The sequence below is a fragment of the Pseudomonas sp. W3I7 genome (assembly GCF_030816095.1).
Lineage (GTDB): Bacteria > Pseudomonadota > Gammaproteobacteria > Pseudomonadales > Pseudomonadaceae > Aquipseudomonas > Aquipseudomonas salomonii.
Window position 1 is genome coordinate 5721073 of sequence record NZ_JAUSXP010000001.1, and the last position, 18998, is coordinate 5740070.

Sequence of the window (18998 nt, forward strand, 5' to 3'; positions counted from 1 at the left end):
TGCCTGCGATGGCATCGCTTCGGTATGGCTGAAGTACCGAGGCGCCTGCATCGCGGGCAAGCCCGGCTCCCACATAAAGCCGATTTCCACATTAAATTGGAGCCACTTAATTAATCAGCTTAACCCCAGTTCATTCCAGATTCGCATCACCTGGCGCCGTTCGTCGGCGAACTGATCCCCGGCTACCGTGCCGGCCTCGTTTTGCAAGGCCTGGCGGTGCGCGGCGGAACGGTAGGCCTTGTACACCTCACGCAACAGATGGGCATCGGCGGCCGGCATCAGCCCGACCTGCTCCAAGCCTTCCAGAATGCGGATATTGTCGGTATAGCGCAGCAACGATGGATGTTGCGCAGACCATGCCAAAGCGGCGTATTGCACCATAAATTCAATATCGACGATACCTCCGGCGTCTTGCTTGAGGTCGAACACGGTCGTCGGCTCAAAGGCGTTCGCACCCGTCCCGGCAGCCGTAGCCTTGGTGCCCAGGTTATCGCGCATCTTGGCGCGCATCTCGCTGACCTCCTGGCGCAGCTTCGCCAAGTCACGTTCACGCCCCAGTACTTTAGCGCGTACCTGTTCAAACGCTTGGCCCACATCCTGGCTGCCCACCAGCACCCGCGCACGGATCAGGGCTTGATGCTCCCAGGTCCAGGCTTCATTTTCCTGGTAGCGCTCAAACGCCCCCAACGAGCTGACCAGCAAACCGGAGGCGCCGGAAGGTCGCAGGCGCATGTCCACTTCATACAGCTGCCCGGAGTTGGTCTGGGTGGTGAGCAGGTGAATGATCCGCTGGCCCAGGCGCGTAAAGAACTGCGCGCCGTCGATGGGTTTGGCGCCGTCGGTCTCGGCCTGCGGGTCGCCGTCGTGGATGAATACCAGGTCGAGGTCCGAGCCATGCCCCAGCTCGATGCCGCCGACCTTGCCATAACCGACAATGATGAACCCCGGGTCGCACAGGGTGCCGTCCACCCGCTGCGGCGCACCATGGCGGGCGACTGTTTGGCGCCAGGCCAGGGCCAGCACTTGCTCGAGGATGGCTTCGGCAAGCCAAGTCAAATAGTCGCTGACCTTCATCAACGGCAGGCTGCCGGCAATTTCCGAGGCGGCTACACGCAGGCGGTGGGCCAGTTTGAAGTGACGCAAGGCCTCCATCTGTTGCTCAAGGTCATCTTCGGGGATGCGTGTGAGGCGCTCACGCAGCTCAGCGGCGAGTTCCGGCGCCAACGGTGGCTTGAACAGGCGGCCTTCGTTGAGCAATTCGTCGAGCAGCAGCGGGAAGCGCGTGATTTGCTCGGCAATCCACGGGCTGGCGGCGCACAGCGTCAACAAGCGGCGCAGGGCGTCGGGGTTTTCGGTCAGCAGCACCAGATAAGCGGAACGTCGCGCCACAGCCTCCACCAGTGGCAGCACGCGTTCGAGTACCAGATCCGGGTTGGCGTGCTCGACGGCCTGGGCCAGCAGGCGCGGGATAAAGGCGTCGAGCCGCTCGCGACCGAGGCGCTGCATGGCACGCAACTGCGGGCTGCCACGCAGGCCAGCCAGGGCTTTGAGGGCTTTGGGCGCGTCGGTAAAACCGCCTTCGGCCAGTTGGCGACAAGCGGCGTCTTCGTCCTGGGACTCTTCCCACAACGGTAACCACTCCCCACCCACCACCAGCTCGCTTTCTGCGCCTTCTTCTTCGTCTGGATCAGCGATCACCTGACGGAAGTGCCAGTCCACCCGGCCACGCCAGTACATCAGTCGCTCATGGAACGCGGCCCAATCGGCAAAGCCCAGCATAAAGGCGATGCGCGCCTGATCTTCCGGGCTGTCCGGCAACATTTGCGTCTGACGGTCGGCGATCGCCTGGATCGCGTGCTCGGTATAACGCAGGAACTCATAACCGTTGCGCAACTCCGCGATCACTGCAGGCGGCAAGTAGCCCTGGCCTTCAAGCGTGCCGAGCACCATCAGCAGCGGCCGCTGTTGCAGGCTCAGGTCGCGGCCACCGTGGATCAACTGGAACGCCTGGGCGATAAATTCCACCTCGCGGATGCCGCCCGAGCCCAGTTTGATGTTCTCGGCCATGCCCTTGCGCCGCACTTCCTGCTGGATCAGCTGCTTCATGGTGCGCAGCGCTTCAATCGCGGAAAAATCCAGGTAACGGCGGTAGACGAACGGGCGCAGCATATCCAGCAATTGCGCACCGGCCACTTGGTCGCCGGCCACCACGCGCGCCTTGATCATGGCGTAGCGTTCCCAGTCGCGGCCTTGATCCTGGTAGTACTGCTCCAGCGCATTGAAGCTGAGCACCAGCGCACCGGCCGAACCGTAGGGGCGCAGGCGCATGTCGACACGGAAGACAAAACCATCGACCGTCATCGGATCGAGCGCCTTGATCAATTTTTGACCAAGCCGAATGAAAAACTCCTGGTTGTCCAAGGCGCGCTTCACGCCGACCGTTTCGCCGCCTTCGGGGTAGGCGAAGATCAGGTCGATGTCCGACGACAGGTTCAACTCCACCGCGCCGAGCTTGCCCATGCCAAGGATGACCATGTGCTGGGCTTCGCCGCTGCGCCGGCCGGTGGGTGTGCCGAACTGCACGCAGTGGCGCTGGTATAGCCACTGGTAAGCCTGGTCGATGCTGGCGTCGGCCATGTCGGAGAGGTCGCGACAGGTTTGCACCAGGTCCGCCTGTCGGGTCAGGTCGCGCCAGATAATGCGTACTTGCTGGCGCGTGCGCTGGCGGCGCAGCACGCGGCCCAACTCATCTTCTGTTTCGGCCTGTTGCACGGCACCGGCGATCTGGCTGCACAGCTCACCGGGCGCAAAGCCGCGGTCCAGCTCGCCCCAGGCCACCAGTTCAAGCAACATCAAAGGGTCACGAACACTCTGTTCAATGACGAAATCACTGGCGGCGCACACCCGGGCAAAGTCGGCCCACCGTTGCGGCGTCCACGCAGAAAGTCCATGATCGGCGTCCAGCGCGGCCACTGCGTCACGAAATGACTGCTCGGCCCGCTGAGCAAAAGGCAAGAGAATGGCCGGTAGTTCGGCCAGCGTTGGAAGGCTCATGGTCTATCCTTGATCGGCGCGCAAAAGGCGTGTGGTTGTGAAGGCAAGAACCACGCTTGGTGAAGGACTGTCGAACAAAGGTTAGAAATAGCTGAAATTAATTTCATCTTGGCAGCCAACATCAAACTTTCACCTTTTCTTGTTCGCAAATGATCAACAATAACGATTATGCTCACCAGCTAGACCGAGCCATACGCTCAGTCTTGTGTAGTTTTACTACTCGTATATACATTCGAAAGGCTGAAATGGCCGACGATTTGTAGTAAAACTACAGGACGCCGAAGCAACCTTCGGCCATCCAAGAATTTATGTCGTCTGCCCACAAGGCCAGTCGCAAACTTCAGGCAACCGATTCTGGTAGCCTTTCCGCCCTGGAGCAAGCCATGCAAGACCTCGATCCCGTCGAAACCCAGGAATGGCTGGACGCCCTGGAATCGGTTCTCGACAAAGAAGGCGAAGACCGTGCTCATTATTTGATGACCCGTATGGGCGAACTCGCGACCCGCAGCGGCTCGCAATTGCCTTACGCCATCACCACGCCATACCGCAACACCATCCCCGTTACCCACGAAGCACGCATGCCTGGCGACCTGTTCATGGAACGCCGCATTCGCTCGCTGGTACGCTGGAACGCCATGGCGATGGTAATGCGCACGAACTTGAAAGATTCTGACCTGGGCGGTCACATCTCCAGCTTCGCTTCCAGCGCAACCCTGTATGACATCGGCTTCAACTACTTCTTCCAGGCCCCGACCGACGAACACGGCGGCGACCTGATCTACTTCCAGGGCCACACCTCGCCAGGCGTTTACGCCCGTGCGTTCATGGAAGGCCGCATCACCGAAGAACACATGAACAACTTCCGCCAGGAAGTGGACGGTAACGGCCTGTCGTCGTACCCGCACCCTTGGCTGATGCCTGATTTCTGGCAGTTCCCGACGGTATCCATGGGCCTTGGCCCGATCCAGGCGATCTACCAGGCACGCTTCATGAAGTACCTGGAAGCCCGTGGCTTCATCCCTGAAGGCAAGCAGAAAGTCTGGTGCTTCCTGGGCGACGGCGAGTGCGACGAGCCGGAATCCCTGGGCGCCATCTCCCTGGCCGGCCGCGAGAAGCTCGACAACCTGATCTTCGTCATCAACTGCAACCTGCAGCGCCTCGACGGCCCGGTTCGCGGCAACGGCAAGATCATCCAGGAACTCGAAGGCGTGTTCCGCGGTGCTCAGTGGAACGTGACCAAAGTTATCTGGGGCCGTTTCTGGGACCCACTGCTGGCCAAAGACGTCGACGGCATCCTGCAACGTCGCATGGACGAAGTCATCGACGGCGAGTACCAGAACTACAAAGCCAAAGACGGCGCGTTCGTACGTGAACACTTCTTCAACACGCCTGAACTCAAGGCGATGGTTGCAGACCTGTCCGACGACGAGATCTGGAAACTCAACCGTGGCGGCCACGACCCGTACAAGGTCTACGCGGCGTACCACGAAGCGGTCAACCACAAAGAACAACCGACCGTCATCCTGGCCAAGACCATCAAGGGTTATGGCACCGGTGCCGGCGAAGCGAAGAACACGGCGCACAACACCAAGAAAGTTGATGTTGAAAGCCTGAAGCTGTTCCGCGATCGTTTCGACATCCCGGTCAAGGACGAAGAGCTGGAGAACCTGCCGTTCTTCAAGCCGGAGCCAAACAGCGCCGAAGCCCGCTACCTCAGCGAGCGTCGCACTGCACTGGGCGGTTTCGTGCCACAGCGCCGCGCCAAGTCCTTCGACATTCCTACACCGCCACTCGATACCCTCAAGGCTATCCTGGACGGCTCGGGCGACCGTGAAATCTCCACCACCATGGCGTTCGTGCGCATCCTGGCGCAGTTGGTCAAAGACAAGGAAATCGGTTCGCGTATCGTCCCGATCATCCCGGACGAAGCCCGTACCTTCGGTATGGAAGGCATGTTCCGTCAGTTGGGCATCTACTCCTCCGTCGGCCAGCTCTACGATCCAGTCGATAAAGACCAGGTGATGTTCTACAAGGAAGACAAGAAGGGCCAGATCCTCGAAGAAGGCATCAACGAAGCGGGCGCCATGAGCTCCTTCATCGCTGCCGGTACTTCGTACTCCAGCCACAACCAGCCGATGCTGCCGTTCTACATCTTCTACTCGATGTTCGGCTTCCAGCGTATCGGCGACCTGGCGTGGGCAGCAGGCGACAGCCGTACCCGTGGCTTCCTGATCGGCGGTACTGCCGGCCGGACCACGCTGAACGGCGAAGGCCTGCAACACGAAGACGGTCACAGCCACATCCTGGCTGCCACCATCCCGAACTGCCGCACCTTTGATCCAACCTACGGCTATGAGCTGGCGGTGATCATCCAGGACGGCATGAAGAAGATGACCGAACAGCAGCAGGACGTTTTCTACTACATCACCGTGATGAACGAGTCCTACCAGCAACCTGCCATGCCGGCCGGTGTTGAGGAAGGCATCATCAAGGGCATGTACCTGCTCGAAGAAGACACCAAGGAAGCGGCGCACCACGTGCAACTGATGGGCTCCGGCACCATCCTGCGTGAAGTGCGTGAAGCGGCGAAGATCCTGCGTGAAGAGTTCAACGTCGGCGCTGACGTGTGGAGCGTTACCAGCTTCAACGAACTGCGTCGCGACGGCCTGGCGGTGGAGCGCAACAACCGCCTGCACCCAGGTCAGAAGCCTGCGCTGAGCTACGTCGAAGAGTGCCTGGCCGGCCGTAAAGGTCCAGTCATCGCCTCTACCGACTACATGAAGCTGTTTGCTGAACAGATTCGCCAGTGGGTCCCGTCCAAGGAATTCAAAGTCCTGGGCACCGACGGTTTCGGCCGCAGTGACAGCCGCAAGAAGCTGCGTCACTTCTTCGAAGTTGACCGTCACTTCGTGGTGTTGGCAGCCCTGGAAGCCTTGGCTGACCGTGGTGAGATCGAACCCAAGGTGGTAGCAGACGCTATCGTCAAGTTCGGGATCAACCCGGAAAAACGCAACCCACTGGACTGCTGAGGAGATTTTTTGTGAGCGAACTCATTCGCGTACCTGACATCGGCAGCGGTGAAGGTGAAGTAATCGAGCTGTTTGTGAAGGTCGGCGACACCGTCGAAGCCGACCAGAGCATCCTGACCCTGGAGTCGGACAAGGCGAGCATGGAAATCCCTGCTCCCAAGGCCGGCGTGGTCAAGAGCCTGAAAGTGAAGCTGGGCGACCGCCTGAAAGAAGGCGACGAACTGCTGGAACTGGAAATCGAAGGCGCCGCTGATGCGGCCCCTGAGCCAGCCCCGGCTGCCGCTGCTGCACCCGCACCTGCTGCTGAAAAACCTGCTGCCGCTGCCGAGGCTGCTCCAGCTCCGGCTGCCGCACCTGCCGCCGCCACTGTTCAGGACATTCATGTTCCGGACATCGGTTCGTCGGGCAAGGCCAAGATCATCGAGCTGCTGGTCAAGGTCGGCGACACCGTCGAAGCCGACCAGTCGCTGATCACCCTGGAGTCCGACAAGGCCTCCATGGAAATCCCATCGCCGGCCGCCGGCGTGGTGGAAAGCATCGCGGTCAAGCTGGAAGACGAAGTTGGCACTGGCGACTTCATCCTCAAGCTCAAAGTACAAGGCGCCGCACCTGCTGCTGCGCCAGCACCGGCTGCTGCTCCGGCTGCCAAGGCTGAAGCTGCTCCGGCCGCTGCTGCACCTGCCGCACCGGCTGCAAAAGCCGAGGCCGCACCGGCTCCGGCTGCTGCGCCTGCGCCTGCGCCAAGCGGTGCCAAGGTTCACGCCGGCCCTGCCGTGCGTCAACTGGCCCGTGAGTTCGGCGTTGAGCTCAACGCTGTGTCGGCCACCGGCCCACACGGTCGTGTGCTCAAAGAAGACGTGCAGGTCTACGTCAAAGCCATGATGCAGAAGGCCAAGGAAGCTCCGGCTGCCGGCGCTGCTACGGGCGGCTCGGGCATTCCACCGATCCCGGTCGTGGACTTCAGCCGCTTCGGCGAAACCGAAGAAGTGCCGATGACCCGCCTGATGCAAATCGGCGCGTCGAGCCTGCACCGCAGCTGGCTGAACATCCCGCACGTGACTCAGTTCGACCAGGCCGATATCACCGACCTCGAAGCTTTCCGCGTTGCGCAGAAAGCCGTGGCCGAAAAAGCCGGCGTGAAACTGACCGTGCTGCCACTGCTGCTCAAGGCCTGCGCGCACCTGCTCAAGGAGCTGCCGGACTTCAACAGTTCGCTGGCACCAAGCGGCAAGGCGATCATCCGCAAGAAGTACGTGAACGTAGGTTTCGCGGTGGATACCCCGGACGGCCTGCTGGTTCCTGTGATCAAGAACGTTGATCAGAAGAGCCTGCTGCAACTCGCCGCTGAAGCTGCTGCGCTGGCTGCCAAGGCCCGCGACAAGAAGCTCACCGCCGACGACATGCAAGGCGCGTGCTTCACCATCTCCAGCCTCGGTCACATTGGCGGCACTGGCTTCACGCCAATCGTCAACGCGCCGGAAGTGGCGATCCTGGGTGTGTCCAAGGCCACTATCCAGCCGGTGTGGGACGGTAAAGCGTTCCAGCCGAAGCTGATGCTGCCGCTGTCGTTGTCCTACGATCACCGTGTGATCAACGGCGCTGCTGCTGCCCGCTTCACGCAGCGTCTGAGCCAACTGCTCAACGACATCCGCACCATCCTGCTGTAAGCCTTCAACGGGCCTCCCTGTCATCGGGGAGGCCTGGCACTACCGATTTCCGAGCGCCACGCTCGTACCTCAACCCCGCCACTTGGCGGGGCTTTTTTTGCGCGCCTGTTGAACACGCAAGACAGGTTTGTACACCTTCCATCACCCCGATTGCAGAAATCCCCTGCGCGGCCGATAACAGGGTTATAGCACTTAGCCTTCATCCTCTCTTGTCAGTGCGTGCTGCATGATGCAACCTTGCCGCAAATGACAGTAAAGAGGGCGTGAGCCCGGCGCCGTGCGCATCTTCCCAAGCGAGTTTCCCCCATGAAAAGCCAACCCGATGTCGCCCGTATGGCGGCCGAGGTAGTGACGCAATTACCGGTGCCTTCGCGCCTCGGTATGCTGCGTTTCGAGCGGCTTAATGAGGCAAGCTGGGCGCTGTTGTACCTGGACCCTAATTGCGAGCGCCAATTCGGCCTGCCGGCGGTGGAACTGTGCGCCTTGATCGGCAGCCCTTACGCCAGCCTGATGGAACCCCAGGCACGCTATCAATTGCACGACACCATCCAGCAGCAACTGGCCCATAGCCCGCATTACCTGGTGCGCTACACCCTGCACACCAACGATGGGCCCTTGAGCCTGCTGGAGATGGGTGAGGCGTATAAGCAGCACAATCGCCACCTGTTGCGCGGCTACCTGATGGTGGTCGACGGTCTGTTCAGCGAAATCCCGATGACAGCCCCGACCGCCGACCTGGAAAACCAGAACAGCCGCCTGCAGATCGCCCTGGAACTCAACCAGCGTGCCCAGCAGGAACAGCTGCAGCACCTTGAACGGGTACGCGCCCAACAGGAGCTGATCCTGCTGCTGGCGCGCCAGCGCTACACCACACCGAATTCGCTGCAAGAAGCCGCCGAGCTGATTACCCGCAGTGCCTGCGATATCTACCAGATCGACTGCGCCAGCATCTGGAACCTCGAAGGCCAGCGCCTGGTGCCGATCTCGGCCTACCACCGCGACGACCAGCAGTACCACTTGCCCGAAGCGATCGACGCCAGCGGCTTCCCGGACTACCTGGAAGCCCTGCATTCGAGCCGCGCCATCGACGCCACCCACGCGATGCGCGACCCACGCACCCGGGAAATGGCCGAGAGCCTGCGCGCCAAGGACGTCCACGCCATGCTCGACGCCAGCATCCGCGTGGATGGCCAGGTCGTTGGCGTGTTGTGCCTGGAGCAATGTGGCAGCTCGCGTGCCTGGCAGTCGGATGAGATCGCCTTTGCCGGCGAGTTGGCGGACCAGTTCGCGCAAGTGATCAACAACCACAACCGCCGCACCGCCACCAGCGCCCTGCACCTGTTCCAACGCGCAGTTGAGCAAAGCGCCAACGCCTTTCTGCTGGTCAATTGCGACGGCGTGGTGGAGTACGTCAACCCAAGCTTTACCGCGATCACCCAGTACAGTGCCGAAGAAGTCCACGGCCACCGCCTGGCGCAGTTGCCGGCCCTGGAGAACCTCAGCGAACTGCTGTTCGACGCACCGTCGAGCCTGGCCAAGAGCAACAGCTGGCAAGGCGAATTCAAGAGCCGGCGCAAAAACCTGGAACCCTATTGGGGCCAGCTGTCGATCTCCAAGGTGTATGGCGACAACCGTGAATTGACCCACTACATCGGCATCTACGAAGACATCACCCAGACCAAGCTGGCGCAGCAGCGTATCGAGCGCCTGGCCTACACCGACAACCTGACCAACCTGGGCAACCGCCCGGCGTTTATCCGCAACCTGGATGAACGCTTCGCCCGCGACAGCGACACCCCTATCAGCCTGCTGCTGGTGGACATCGACAACTTCAAGCGCATCAACGACAGCCTCGGCCACCAGACCGGCGACAAGCTGCTGATCAGCCTGGCCCGGCGCCTGCGCAACAGCCTGAGTGCCGGCGGCAGCCTGGCGCGTTTTGCCAGTAACGAGTTTGCGGTACTGCTGGACGACACTGACCTTGAGACCGGCCAACAGGTGGCCAGCCAATTGCTGACCACCCTCGACAAGCCGATGTTTGTCGACAACCAGCTGATCAGCGTCACCGGCTCCGTGGGCCTGGCCTGCGCGCCGCTGCACGGCCGCGACCCGCAAACCCTGATGCGTAACGCCGGCTTGGCGCTGCACAAGGCCAAGGCCAACGGAAAGCATCAGGTGCAAGTCTTCACCGAGGCGTTGAACGCCGAAGCCAGCTACAAGCTGTTCGTGGAAAACAACCTGCGCCGCGCCCTGACCCAAAACGAGCTGGACGTGTTCTACCAGCCCAAGCTGTGCCTGCGCAGCGGCCGCTTGCTGGGCATGGAAGCGCTGCTGCGCTGGAACCACCCGGAAAAGGGCATGATCCGCCCTGACCAGTTCATCAGCGTGGCCGAAGAAACCGGGTTGATCATCCCCATCGGCAAATGGATCGCGCGCCAGGCCTGCCGCATGAGCAAACAATTGAGCGCAGGCGGCATGGGTAATCTGCAGGTGGCGATCAACCTGTCGCCCAAGCAGTTCTCCGACCCGGACCTGGTGGCGTCGATTGCCACCATCCTCAAGGAAGAACAACTGCCGGCCAACCTGCTGGAGCTGGAGCTGACCGAAGGCTTGCTGCTGGAAGCCACCGAAGACACGCGCCTTCAACTGGACCAGCTCAAGAGCTTCGGCCTGACCCTGGCCATGGACGACTTCGGCACCGGCTACTCGTCGCTGAGCTACCTGAAAAAATTCCCCATCGACATCATCAAGATCGATCGCAGCTTTATCCATGAAATCCCGGACAACCAGGACGACATGGAAATCACCTCGGCGGTGATCGCCATGGCCCACAACCTCAAGCTTAAGGTGGTGGCCGAGGGCATCGAGACGGCCGAACAGCTGGCGTTCCTGCGCCGCCACCGCTGCGACGTGGGCCAGGGCTACCTGTTCGACCGACCGATCCCCGGCGCAGAGCTGTTGGAAAAGCTTAAACGCTACCCGCGCGGGCCAATCGCCTGACAGCGCTGTAACACTCGGGCACACTGGCTGTCTGTCTTAATACATAACTCAATCTGACTGAGAGGACTGATCATGGTCTTGCGCTCGGAAATTCTGGTGAACAAAAACGTGCTGCCGACTCAAGAACAAGCTTTGCCTGGCCGTGAAACGCCGATGAACCTGCCGGAAACTCACTTCGTCAACGGCAACCCGCTGCTCGGCCCCTTTGTCGACAACGTAGAGTTCGCGATCTTCGGCCTCGGTTGCTTCTGGGGTGCCGAACGACGGTTCTGGCAGCGCGACGGCGTGGTCAGCACCGTGGTCGGTTATGCCGGCGGTTACACGCCGAACCCGACGTACGAAGAAGTCTGCTCGGGCCTGACCGGCCACAGCGAAGTGGTATTGGTAGTGTTTGACCAGGACAAGATCAGCTATGAAGAACTGCTGAAAATGTTCTGGGAATTGCACAACCCGACCCAGGGCATGCGCCAGGGCAACGACATCGGCACCCAGTATCGCTCGGTGATCTACGCGGTGAAACCTGAGCATCTGGAGGCGGCCAAGGCCAGCGCCGATGCCTATCAGGCTGAATTGACCAAGGCAGGCCTGTGTGTGATCACCACGGAAATCGAAGAAGCCCCGACGGTGTATTTCGCCGAGGCGTACCACCAGCAGTACCTGGCGAAGAACCCGCAAGGCTATTGCGGGATCGGCGGTACCGGCGTGACCTGCCCGATCTAAGCACAGCGCAGATCAAAAAATGTGGGAGCGGGCTTGCTCGCGAATCCGGTGGCTCAGTCAACACATGTGTGACTGATGTACCGCATTCGCGAGCAAGCCCGCTCCCACATTTGGTTTTATGTTTGGCTTGAGAGCTAGTTACTCAGCGATGAGCCAATCCATCTGCCACCCACCCTGGGTCTGGCCAAGTTTCTTGGACAGCCACGGCAGCAGCTCACGCAACTCCTCCTCCAGGCCCCACGGCGGGTTGGCAATCGCCAGGCCCGAGCCGGTCAGGGTGTTGGGCGTGTCCAACGGATGCACCAGCAATTCCACACGCAGCAGCTTCGGCGCGCCGGTGCCGGCCAGGTCCTGGTAGAAGCGCCGCAGCATGCGCTGGTCTTTCACCGGGTACCAGATCGCTGCGACCGTCTGGCGCATACGGCTGACCGCTTCCTTGAGGGACGCCGCGCAGCGCTGCATTTCATCGAGCTGTTCAAACGGCGGATCAATCAGCATCAACGCGCGTTTTTCCGGCACCGGCAGCAAGGCACGCGGCACGTGCCAGCCTTCGCCCAAGTGCACTTTGACCCGACGATCGCCCTTCATGTTGTCCTTGAGCAGCACGCCGTCTTCCGGGTGCTTCTCATTGAGCAACACACGGTCCTGGGGCCGCGTGAGGCGGCGCGCCAGCTCCGGGGAGCCTGGGTAGTAGCGCAACTGGCCGTCCGGGTTCATCTCGTGCAGCACACGCATGTAGTCGGCGGTGAGTGGCGGCAGGTCGCTCTCGCCCCACAGGCGCGCAATGCCTTCCAGGTATTCGCCGGTGCGGTTGGCCTGGTCGCCCTGCAAGTCGTACAGGCCAATCCCGGCGTGGGTGTCGAGGTAGGCGAACGGCTGTTCCTTGCGCGACATCAGGGCGATGAGGCGGGTCAAGGTCAGGTGTTTGAAGACATCGGCGTGGTTGCCGGCGTGAAAGGCGTGACGATAATTCATGGTTGCTCCTGCGCAGGGGGCGAAGTTTACCTTCTACGCAAGCAAAGGTGCAGGGCTGCGTGTCGGGCGGCGCTTATGTCGCAAAGGCAGGCGCACTGCCGAAAACAATCTATGGCTGCTGTGGGAGCTGGCTTGCCTGCGATGGCATCACCGCGGTATTACCCGTACACCAGCGGTGCTGGCATCGCAGGCAAGCCAGCTCCCACATTGCCTGGGGGCAACTCTGGAATCCAAGGAGGTCAACCCGCATCATGAAAGACGCCACCATTGCATTGCACCACGGCTTCAAGTCGGACCCGACCACCAAGGCCGTGGCCGTGCCGATCTACCAGAACGTCGCCTTCGAGTTCGATAATGCCCAGCATGGCGCCGACCTGTTCAACCTGGACGTGCCCGGCAACATCTACACACGCATCATGAACCCCACCAACGACGTGCTGGAGCAGCGCATTGCCGCCCTTGAAGGCGGTATCGCCGCCCTGGCCGTATCGGCCGGTAGCGCAGCAATCCACTATGCAATCCAGACCCTGACCCGCGCGGGCGACAATATTGTCACCACGCCCCAGCTTTACGGCGGCACCTACACCTTGTTCGCCCACCTGCTGCCAAGCTTTGGCGTCGACGTGCGCTTCGCCCGCGACGACTCTGCCCAGGCCATCGCCGAACTGATCGACGACAACACCAAACTGGTCTACTGCGAAAGCATCGGCAACCCGGCGGGCAATATCATCGACATTCAAGCCCTGGCCGATGTCGCCCATGCGCGCGGCGTACCACTGATGGTGGATAACACCGTGGCCACGCCGATCCTGTGCAAGCCGATTCAGTTCGGCGCCGACATCGTGGTGCACTCGGTCACCAAATACGTGGGCGGCCATGGCAACTCCCTGGGCGGTGTCATCGTCGACAGCGGCACCTTCCCCTGGACCCGATACCCGGAAAAATTCCCCGGCCTCAACCAACCGGAGCCGGCCTATCACGGCGTGGTCTACACGGAAAAGTTCGGCCCGGCCGCCTTCATTGCTCGCGCCCGCACCGTGCCGTTGCGCAACACCGGGGCTGCGCTGGCGCCGATGAATGCATTTCTGTTGCTGCAAGGCCTGGAAACCCTGGCCTTGCGCATGGAGCGCCATACCGAAAACGCGCTGAAGGTTGCGCAATTCCTGCAAGGCCACGCCGAGGTGGAATGGGTCAGCTACGCCGGGTTGCCGGACCACCCGCACCACGCCCTGGCGCAGAAGTACATGCAGGGCAAACCCTCGGCGATCCTGTCATTCGGCTTGAAGGGCGGCTATGACGCGGGCGTGCGTTTCTACGATGCGCTGCAAATCTTCAAGCGGTTGGTGAATATTGGCGATGCCAAATCCCTGGCCTGCCACCCCGCATCCACCACTCACCGGCAGATGAACGCGCAGGAACAGGCCAAGGCCGGCGTGAAGCCGGAGATGATTCGCCTGTCGGTCGGCATTGAGGCGATTGAAGACCTGATCGAGGACCTGCAACAGGCCCTGGCTTCAACTCAACTCTGAAGCCAAATAAGCCGCCAGCGCTTGAGGGCTGACGTCGGGCCTGCGCGAAAAGTAGGCGACCTTGTGCCGCAAGGTCGCAGGCGTAAACGCGGTGTAGAGGTCCGGGCGTTGCTCTTCGAGCCATTGCAGCAGGTTGCCGATCAGCACTTGCGGCGAGTGCTCGGCCAAGTGCTCAAGCACCGACGCCGGCACTTGCCACCATGGGCTGGCCTTGGCCGCCGTGGCCGGGCCGGTGCTGACGGCCAGCGGCTGGCCATTGATCAGGTAGCGCTGAAACACCGGCAACACGCGTGCGGCCTCGTCGCCGAGCTTGCGCAATACCGGCAGCCAGTGAGCGCCATCCCAAAAACGCAAAAACACCGCCTGCTCATCCGGCAACAATACTTTGGTCAACCCTTGCAGGTGCGCAGCCACCTTTTCCGGCGGGCTGGACGAGACCGCGAGCCAACCCCAGTCCGTTGCCTCGGTGCTGGCGACCCAATCAAGAAAGGCACTGCCCGGCTCAACAATGCCCACATAAGGCATGACTTCGACCCAATCGGCGTAAGCCGTACCGGCCCATATCGAATGCGGCAAGTTCCCCGGCGCCAGGGTTTGCCATGCATTAAGCGGCCTGGCTTCGCTGGCGCTGCCCAACACCGCGTAGAGCTGCTCTTCGGGTTGTAGCGGCCACTGTGCAAGCCAGGCGCCGGGAACCATGGGCTGAGACATCGGGATAAATTCCATTTAAGGGTGAGAGTGTCCGGGGATATCACACTGGCCGTTCTTGCAGCGCTCACACTCTTCGCAAAACGGCGCACTGCGCTTGAGGCTGGCAACCTGTACGCCACTGAGAGGTGCAGCAACTGCAGCTGACAACTTTTCGGTGACACCCGGCATCAACGGCATCGGCACGGCAGCGGGCGAACCGCCAAGCTGGATCGGCACGCTGCTGAAAATCCCGGCGGCCGACAGTGTGATCGATTGCCCCCCGGCCTGGATTGTCACGCTGGCGCCCGCATCGATGACCACGCTTTGCCCGGCGCCGATCTGGAGGGTCCGCCCGGCCCGCACCTGCTGCGAGCCACCGACCACCAGATGATCATCCTGCTTGAGTTCAGTCAGGCGATTGCCATGGGTGATGCGCTGCTCTTCACCCAGCAGCTCATGGTGGGATTCGCCGCCCACCTTCACCTGCCGCTGGTTATCGACCTGTACCTGCTGGTCATGCAACACATGTTCGGTCCAGTCCCGCTGGGCGCGCAGAAAGATTTCCTCGGCGCCCTGGCGGTCTTCGATACGTAGCTCGTTGTAGCCGCCGCCACCCGGGCTGCTTTGGCTGCGAAAGATGCTGCGGGTTTTGTCTGCCGGCAGGTCGAGCGGCACAGGATTTGCCGCATTGGGCAAGCAGCCCATCACCAGCGGCATATCTATGTCGCCATTCACGAAACCTACCAACACCTCCATGCCGACCCTGGGGATCAGCACCGCACCATAACGGTCGTGGGCCCACCCGCTGGCTACCCGCAGCCAGCAACTGGAATGCTCGTTATGCTCCCCATCGCGATCCCAGGCCATCTGCACTTTGACGCGACCGTATTCGTCGCAGTGGATCTCAGAGTCGGCAGGCCCGGTGACCACTGCGTTCTGGTAACCGGATATTTGCGGGCGGGACAGAATCAGCGGCGTTCGAAACGGCACGTCCCAAGGTGTTGCATGAAAATCGTTGTTGTAGCCCTGATGCGATTCATCGCCAGGGGCTGACTCCTCCAATACTTGAGGCTGCTGCCCCACATGGTACACATAGGTGACCAGCCACAAATCATTCCATTCCTGACGAGGGTGCCCGGTCATCTTCAAGAACTGCCCGGTGACCAAGGCCGGTTGGTCGCTGAAACCGCTGGCTTTTCGGTAATCGCTGCGATGACGTTCCAACCGGCGCTGCGCCTGGTACTTGCCATGCTCGCGATCCGTGAAGTACCCGGGGTAGAGCTGCTCACACAGGGTGGGGCCCTGCTCGCCGGAGGCTGCGCTTTCCAATAGAAGCCTCGGCTTCTTGAAATCGTAGTCGCGCAGATCTACACCGGTCGTGCTGGTTTCCAATGCCAGGGTAAAGCGCTTGATCGCAGGCGTATCGGCAACCATCCCGGTACCGGGCGAGTAAGGGGTGGTTTGATCCTGCCGGATAAAAACACTCTGGTCGTCGCCGAACACCAGCAGGTGACGCTCGGGGCTGTGCTGGAAGTGGTAGTGAATGCCCGACTCGTCACACAAGCGTTGAACGAACTCAAGGTCGGTTTCACCGAACTGAACACAGTACTCACGTTCGGGGTACTTGCCGCTCAGTTGAAACGCGAAGGTGTCAGCCTGGATCGCCTGGGCCTCCAACACCTGCGCAATGATCTGGGGCACAGTCTGTTTCTGGAAAATCCGCTGGTGCGTACTGTGATGCAGATAAGCCAACTGCGGCACCAAGGTGATCTGGTAACGGGTAAGGCGCTTGCCCGTATCGCCCTGGGCCACCTTATGCACCAGGCCGTGAATACCGTGGCCTTCAGCGTCAAACCCCAGGAAAGCCTGACGGTGCATCAGACTTTCAAGGTCAAGATCGGCTTGTTCGCTGACCAGTTCAAGATCAAAGCTAAAGGGCAGGCTAAGAAATTCACTCCCGGAGAACCCATAGACTTTTAGATCACTGGGCTTCCCATCGAGGGCCAGGGTAAACGCGCTTTCGTTGGCAGGAGCGAACATCCGGTGTTTCTCTGCGAGGAGTGGGTGAGCGATTCTGCACCAGCTTTTCACCCACCAGAGCGCACCACAGGCAAATCAGTAAGCTCCTACAACCTGGATGCCGGATTCTTCATATAGCTGGCTTCGAAAGCACGCCAAAGCCGTGCTAGCGTAAAGTGCCTACTCACCGGATCACTGGAAAAAGCATGGCCACCCGCTACGCAAAAATCATCCTGACCCTGGCCCTCGCCGCCTTCGCCACCTTGGTTGCGTTCAACAACATCACGGATTACGGCTCCAACTTCGCCTTCGTCCAACATGTGTTGAGCATGGACACCACCTTCCCGAACAACGCCGCCATGTACCGGGCGATCACGACGCCGTGGATGTGGCACGCGGCCTACGTGCTGATCATCCTCGGCGAAGCGCTCACCGCAGTGCTGCTGGCGCGTGGCGCGCTGTCGCTGTGGCGCGCGCGGCACGCAGTCGGCGCCGATTTCAACCGCGCCAAGGCAGGCGCAACCGCCGGCCTGACCCTCGGTTTTGTGGTGTGGTTCTTTGGTTTTATGGTGGTGGGCGGTGAGTGGTTTCTGATGTGGCAGTCCCACCAGTGGAATGGCCAGGAAGCGGCATTCAAGTTCTACATGGCGATTCTGGGTGTGCTGATTTTTCTCAATCAGCCGGATGCTGACTGAATCAGCCATAAAAAAGGCCCGCCATCCAAAGGATGCGGGCCTTTTTTCTAACTCAATTGGCGCTTAACGCCCCAGAGTTACTTGTTGAGGTTGTAGTCTTTTTCCGCTGCATCAAAACGCTCGACCATACCGGCAGTCGGTGCGCCCATCTTGCTCACGAAATAGATCGCCAGGCTGGCGAAGATAAAGCCCGGGATGATTTCGTACAGGCCCAGCAGATTGAAGTGCTTCCACACGATCACGGTGATCGCGCCGACCAGGATACCGGCCAGTGCGCCGTTACGCGTCATGCCTTTCCAGATCACCGAGATCAGCACCACAGGGCCGAACGCAGCGCCGAAGCCTGCCCAGGCGTAGCTCACCAGGCCCAGTACGCGGTTGTCCGGGTTGGCGGCCATGGCGATGGCGATCAGGGCCACCAACAGCACCATCGCGCGACCCACCCACACCAGTTCAACCTGGGAGGCGTTTTTGCGCAGGAAGGTTTTGTAGAAGTCTTCGGTCAGCGCGCTGGAGCACACCAGCAGTTGGCAGCTCAGGGTGCTCATCACCGCCGCCAGGATGGCCGACAGCAGCACGCCCGCGATCCATGGGTTGAACAGCAGCTTGGCCAGTTCGATGAACACACGCTCGTGGTTCTCGTTAACCGGGCCGGCCACTTCCGGGTGCGCCGAGAAGTAAGCAATACCGAAGAAGCCCACCGCCACGGTGCCGGCCAGGCACAGGATCATCCAGGTCATGGAGATACGACGCGCCTTGGCGATCGACTTGACCGAATCCGCGGCCATGAAACGCGCGAGGATGTGCGGCTGGCCGAAGTAACCCAGGCCCCAGCCCATCAGCGAGATGATGCCGATGAAACTGGTGTTTTTGAGCATGTTGAAGTTGTCGGGGTTCTTGGCTTCGATCGCCAGGAACGTGGTGTCGACGCCACCGGTGGCCAGCAGCACGATGATTGGCGTGAGGATCAGCGCAAAGATCATCAGTGTGGCTTGGACGGTGTCGGTCCAGCTGACCGCCAGGAAGCCACCCACGAAGGTGTAGGCGATGGTCGCCGCAGCACCGGCCCACAGCGCTGTCTCGTAGGACATGCCGAAGGTGCTTTCAAACAGACGGGCGCCCGCCACGATGCCGGACGCGCAGTAGATGGTGAAGAACACCAGGATCACCACCGCCGAGATAATCCGCAGCAGGCCGCTTTTATCTTCGAAACGGCTGGAGAAGTAATCCGGCAGCGTCAGGGCGTCGCCGTTGTGCTCGGTCTGCACCCGCAGGCGGCCGGCCACGAACAGCCAGTTGAGGTAGGCACCGACGATCAGGCCGATGGCAATCCAGCTCTCCGACAGGCCGGACATGTAGATCGCGCCCGGCAAGCCCATCAGCAACCAGCCGCTCATGTCCGAGGCACCAGCCGACAGGGCCGTAACCACGCTACCGAGGCTGCGACCGCCGAGGATGTAATCAGAAAGGTTGTTGGTGGAGCGATAGGCCATGAAGCCGATCAGCACCATTGCTGCGATGTAGATCACGAACGTGATCAGGGTTGGATTGCTAACGCTCATAGGAGTGACGCCCTGGCTTTGTTTTTATGTAGCAGCGGTCTGGCAGACGGCCACCCAT

11 protein-coding genes are annotated in these 18998 nt (G+C 60.9%); 6 read left to right on the forward strand and 5 right to left on the reverse strand.

The features are described from left to right. Positions 1–114 precede the first annotated feature (114 nt). Entirely contained in the window at positions 115–3054 is a 2940-nt protein-coding gene (gene glnE / locus QF043_RS26385) for a bifunctional [glutamate--ammonia ligase]-adenylyl-L-tyrosine phosphorylase/[glutamate--ammonia-ligase] adenylyltransferase (RefSeq protein WP_307420740.1), read from the reverse strand. Positions 3055–3437: 383 nt separating this feature from the next. Here glnE and aceE point away from each other — a divergent pair, with 383 nt between their 5' ends. The 4 genes from aceE (at position 3438) to msrA (ending at position 11470) form a co-directional block, all read left to right on the forward strand. Further along, positions 3438–6083, forward strand: a complete 2646-nt coding sequence (gene aceE / locus QF043_RS26390; protein ID WP_305457221.1) for a pyruvate dehydrogenase (acetyl-transferring), homodimeric type — start codon at positions 3438–3440, stop codon at positions 6081–6083. Between the two features lie 11 nt (positions 6084–6094). After that, positions 6095–7750, forward strand: a complete 1656-nt coding sequence (aceF, locus tag QF043_RS26395) for a dihydrolipoyllysine-residue acetyltransferase (RefSeq protein ID WP_307420742.1) — start codon at positions 6095–6097, stop codon at positions 7748–7750. A gap of 306 nt (positions 7751–8056) precedes the next feature. Then, on the forward strand, positions 8057–10750 hold the full coding sequence (locus QF043_RS26400; RefSeq protein WP_307420743.1) for a bifunctional diguanylate cyclase/phosphodiesterase: 2694 nt from the start codon (positions 8057–8059) through the stop codon (positions 10748–10750). Between the two features lie 72 nt (positions 10751–10822). Further along, a complete protein-coding gene (msrA, locus tag QF043_RS26405; RefSeq protein ID WP_307420744.1) occupies positions 10823–11470 on the forward strand; it encodes a peptide-methionine (S)-S-oxide reductase MsrA in 648 nt (215 codons plus the stop codon). A gap of 138 nt (positions 11471–11608) precedes the next feature. On the opposite strand, the gene QF043_RS26410 is transcribed toward msrA, so the two are convergent. Next, positions 11609–12445 carry a 23S rRNA (adenine(2030)-N(6))-methyltransferase RlmJ gene (locus tag QF043_RS26410; protein WP_017138523.1) on the reverse strand — a complete coding sequence of 279 codons (837 nt, stop codon included), beginning with the start codon at positions 12443–12445 and terminating at the stop codon, positions 11609–11611. A 251-nt stretch (positions 12446–12696) separates the two neighbouring features. Here QF043_RS26410 and QF043_RS26415 point away from each other — a divergent pair, with 251 nt between their 5' ends. Next, positions 12697–13974 (forward strand): O-acetylhomoserine aminocarboxypropyltransferase/cysteine synthase family protein, encoded by a 1278-nt coding sequence (locus tag QF043_RS26415; protein ID WP_307420746.1) that lies wholly within the window; start codon positions 12697–12699, stop codon positions 13972–13974. Here QF043_RS26415 and QF043_RS26420 read toward each other — a convergent pair. Next, on the reverse strand, positions 13960–14685 hold the full coding sequence (locus QF043_RS26420; protein ID WP_307420747.1) for a DUF4123 domain-containing protein: 726 nt from the start codon (positions 14683–14685) through the stop codon (positions 13960–13962). The genes QF043_RS26415 and QF043_RS26420 overlap by 15 nt on opposite strands. A 15-nt stretch (positions 14686–14700) precedes the next feature. Beyond that, positions 14701–16704: a type VI secretion system tip protein VgrG gene (locus QF043_RS26425; RefSeq protein WP_307420749.1), complete on the reverse strand. Its 2004-nt coding sequence runs from the start codon at positions 16702–16704 to the stop codon at positions 14701–14703. A gap of 185 nt (positions 16705–16889) precedes the next feature. Between QF043_RS26425 and QF043_RS26430 the strand changes: the two genes are divergently transcribed. After that, positions 16890–17378 (forward strand): DUF2165 family protein, encoded by a 489-nt coding sequence (locus tag QF043_RS26430; protein ID WP_307420750.1) that lies wholly within the window; start codon positions 16890–16892, stop codon positions 17376–17378. A 77-nt stretch (positions 17379–17455) separates the two neighbouring features. On the opposite strand, the gene putP is transcribed toward QF043_RS26430, so the two are convergent. After that, positions 17456–18940, reverse strand: coding sequence for a sodium/proline symporter PutP (putP, locus tag QF043_RS26435; RefSeq protein WP_056860579.1), 1485 nt, complete (start codon positions 18938–18940; stop codon positions 17456–17458). Between the last annotated feature and the right edge of the window lie 58 nt (positions 18941–18998).

Excerpts from the sequence above, each read along its gene's own strand:
- glnE (WP_307420740.1), bottom strand. The coding sequence starts at position 3,054 with ATGAGCCTTCCAACGCTGGCCGAACTACCGGCCATTCTCTTGCCTTTT.
- aceE (WP_305457221.1), top strand. The coding sequence starts at position 3,438 with ATGCAAGACCTCGATCCCGTCGAAACCCAGGAATGGCTGGACGCCCTG.
- QF043_RS26400 (WP_307420743.1), top strand. The coding sequence starts at position 8,057 with ATGAAAAGCCAACCCGATGTCGCCCGTATGGCGGCCGAGGTAGTGACG.
- msrA (WP_307420744.1), top strand. The coding sequence starts at position 10,823 with ATGGTCTTGCGCTCGGAAATTCTGGTGAACAAAAACGTGCTGCCGACT.
- QF043_RS26410 (WP_017138523.1), bottom strand. The coding sequence starts at position 12,445 with ATGAATTATCGTCACGCCTTTCACGCCGGCAACCACGCCGATGTCTTC.
- QF043_RS26415 (WP_307420746.1), top strand. The coding sequence starts at position 12,697 with ATGAAAGACGCCACCATTGCATTGCACCACGGCTTCAAGTCGGACCCG.
- QF043_RS26420 (WP_307420747.1), bottom strand. The coding sequence starts at position 14,685 with ATGTCTCAGCCCATGGTTCCCGGCGCCTGGCTTGCACAGTGGCCGCTA.
- QF043_RS26425 (WP_307420749.1), bottom strand. The coding sequence starts at position 16,704 with ATGTTCGCTCCTGCCAACGAAAGCGCGTTTACCCTGGCCCTCGATGGG.
- QF043_RS26430 (WP_307420750.1), top strand. The coding sequence starts at position 16,890 with ATGGCCACCCGCTACGCAAAAATCATCCTGACCCTGGCCCTCGCCGCC.
- putP (WP_056860579.1), bottom strand. The coding sequence starts at position 18,940 with ATGAGCGTTAGCAATCCAACCCTGATCACGTTCGTGATCTACATCGCA.